Origin of the sequence: Aeromonas sp. R4-1 (genome assembly GCF_040908325.1) — a bacterium.
In the GTDB taxonomy this organism is placed as follows: domain Bacteria; phylum Pseudomonadota; class Gammaproteobacteria; order Enterobacterales; family Aeromonadaceae; genus Aeromonas; species Aeromonas veronii.
In genome coordinates this window covers 1-2,053 of the sequence record NZ_JBFODM010000014.1, presented here as the reverse complement: position 1 = coordinate 2,053, position 2,053 = coordinate 1, and the positions used below count along the sequence as shown (strand labels likewise).

Here is a 2,053-nt window from a genome sequence, read left to right as displayed (position 1 = left end):
ACCATCGGCCACGTTGACCACGGTAAAACCACCCTGACTGCAGCTATCACCAACGTGCTGGCCAAGCACTTCGGTGGTAAAGCTTTCGCCTTCGACCAGATCGACAAGGCACCGGAAGAGCGTGAGCGTGGTATCACCATCAACACCTCCCACGTAGAATACGACACCGCTACCCGTCACTACGCCCACGTAGATTGCCCGGGTCACGCCGACTACGTTAAAAACATGATCACCGGTGCTGCCCAGATGGACGGCGCGATCCTGGTAGTAGCAGCGACTGACGGCCCGATGCCGCAGACTCGTGAGCACATCCTGCTGGGTCGTCAGGTTGGTATCCCGTACATGATCGTGTTCATGAACAAGTGTGACATGGTTGATGACGAAGAGCTGCTCGAACTGGTAGAGATGGAAGTTCGTGAACTGCTGACCGAGTACGACTTCCCGGGTGATGACCTGCCGGTAGTTCGTGGTTCCGCACTGAAAGCGCTGGAAGGCGACGCTCAGTGGGAAGAGAAGATCATCGAGCTGGCTGGCCACCTGGATACCTACATCCCGGAGCCGGAGCGCGCGATTGACCAGCCGTTCCTGATGCCTATCGAAGACGTATTCTCTATCGCTGGCCGTGGTACTGTAGTTACCGGTCGTGTAGAGCGCGGTATCGTTAAAGTAGGTGAGACTGTAGAAATCGTTGGTATCAAAGATACCGTTTCTACCACCTGTACCGGTGTTGAAATGTTCCGCAAGCTGCTGGACGAAGGTCGTGCAGGCGAGAACATCGGCGCGCTGCTGCGTGGTGTTAAGCGTGAAGACGTAGAGCGTGGTCAGGTACTGGCCAAGCCGGGTTCTATCAAGCCGCACACCAAGTTCGAATCTGAAGTGTACGTACTGTCCAAAGAAGAAGGTGGTCGTCATACCCCGTTCTTCAAAGGCTACCGTCCGCAGTTCTACTTCCGTACTACCGACGTGACCGGTACCATCGAACTGCCGGAAGGCGTAGAGATGGTAATGCCGGGCGACAACATCAAAATGGTTGTTACCCTGATTGCGCCGATCGCGATGGACGACGGCCTGCGTTTCGCTATCCGTGAAGGTGGCCGTACCGTAGGTGCCGGTGTTGTAGCTAGCGTAATCGCCTAATCGATTCGTTATATACAAACATGAAAAGGGGTGGCTTCGGCCACCCCTTTTATTTTTGGGGCTATTTATGGCCTGTGAGATACTGGGCAAAACCATTGATAGAGGTAGTTTCCGTGAGCAACCCTGCCATTTTTCTGGATCGTGACGGTGTCATCAATGAAGACACTGGCTATGTCAGTCAGATCGATGATTTCCATTTTCTGCCCGGAGTCATAGACGCCCTGCAGCTTCTCAAAAAGAAAGGCTATCTGCTGGTCGTCGTCACCAACCAGTCCGGAATCGCCCGCGGCTACTTCAGTGAAGATGACTTCATGAATCTGACTGAATGGATGGATTGGTCACTGGCTGATCGGGATGTAGATCTCGATGGCATCTACTTCTGCCCCCATCATCCGGATCACGGCGCCCCCTGTGATTGCCGCAAACCGGAGCCAGGCATGCTGCTGTTGGCGCAACAGGAACTGGGGATCGACATGAGTCGTTCCTATATGGTGGGTGACAAGCCTTCCGATCTGAAAGCCGCCATCAATGCCGGGGTTGGTCACAAGATCATGGTCAGAACCGGCAAGCCGGTGACCGAAACGGGTAGTGCGCTGGCCGATGCTCTCTATGACAATCTGCACGATTTTGCCGTTGCGGTGCCTGCAGTGAGCTGATTTCGCCGGTTTAATATGCCAATTGGTGGCTTTGTGAGCGAATAAACAGTGAAAGCCATCTTTTTGCAATTATCTGCTTGCCAGAAAGAATCTGTTCCCTATAATGCGCCTCCATCGACAGGGCAAGCGGCAACGCAGAAGGCCAAGTCGATAACCTCGAAAAGTCTTTGAAAATAAGGCTTGACTCGAGAAGGCGGTTGAGTAGAATTCCACTCCCGCAGCAACACACTGTTGCGTCGCTCTTTAACAATTTGAATCAA

Annotated in this window: 2 protein-coding genes; both read left to right on the top strand. The window is 53.4% G+C overall.

Annotated features, from left to right (window positions below; translation table 11 throughout):
* Positions 1 to 1,137 (top strand): elongation factor Tu (gene tuf / locus AB5Y90_RS01450; protein WP_115523187.1); only part of this gene is annotated, 1,137 nt, incomplete at its 5' end.
* A 113-nt stretch (positions 1,138 to 1,250) separates the two neighbouring features.
* Complete coding sequence (gmhB, locus tag AB5Y90_RS01445; protein WP_240533656.1) at positions 1,251 to 1,793, top strand: D-glycero-beta-D-manno-heptose 1,7-bisphosphate 7-phosphatase; 543 nt, start codon at positions 1,251 to 1,253, stop codon at positions 1,791 to 1,793.
* Positions 1,794 to 2,053: the final 260 nt, after the last annotated feature.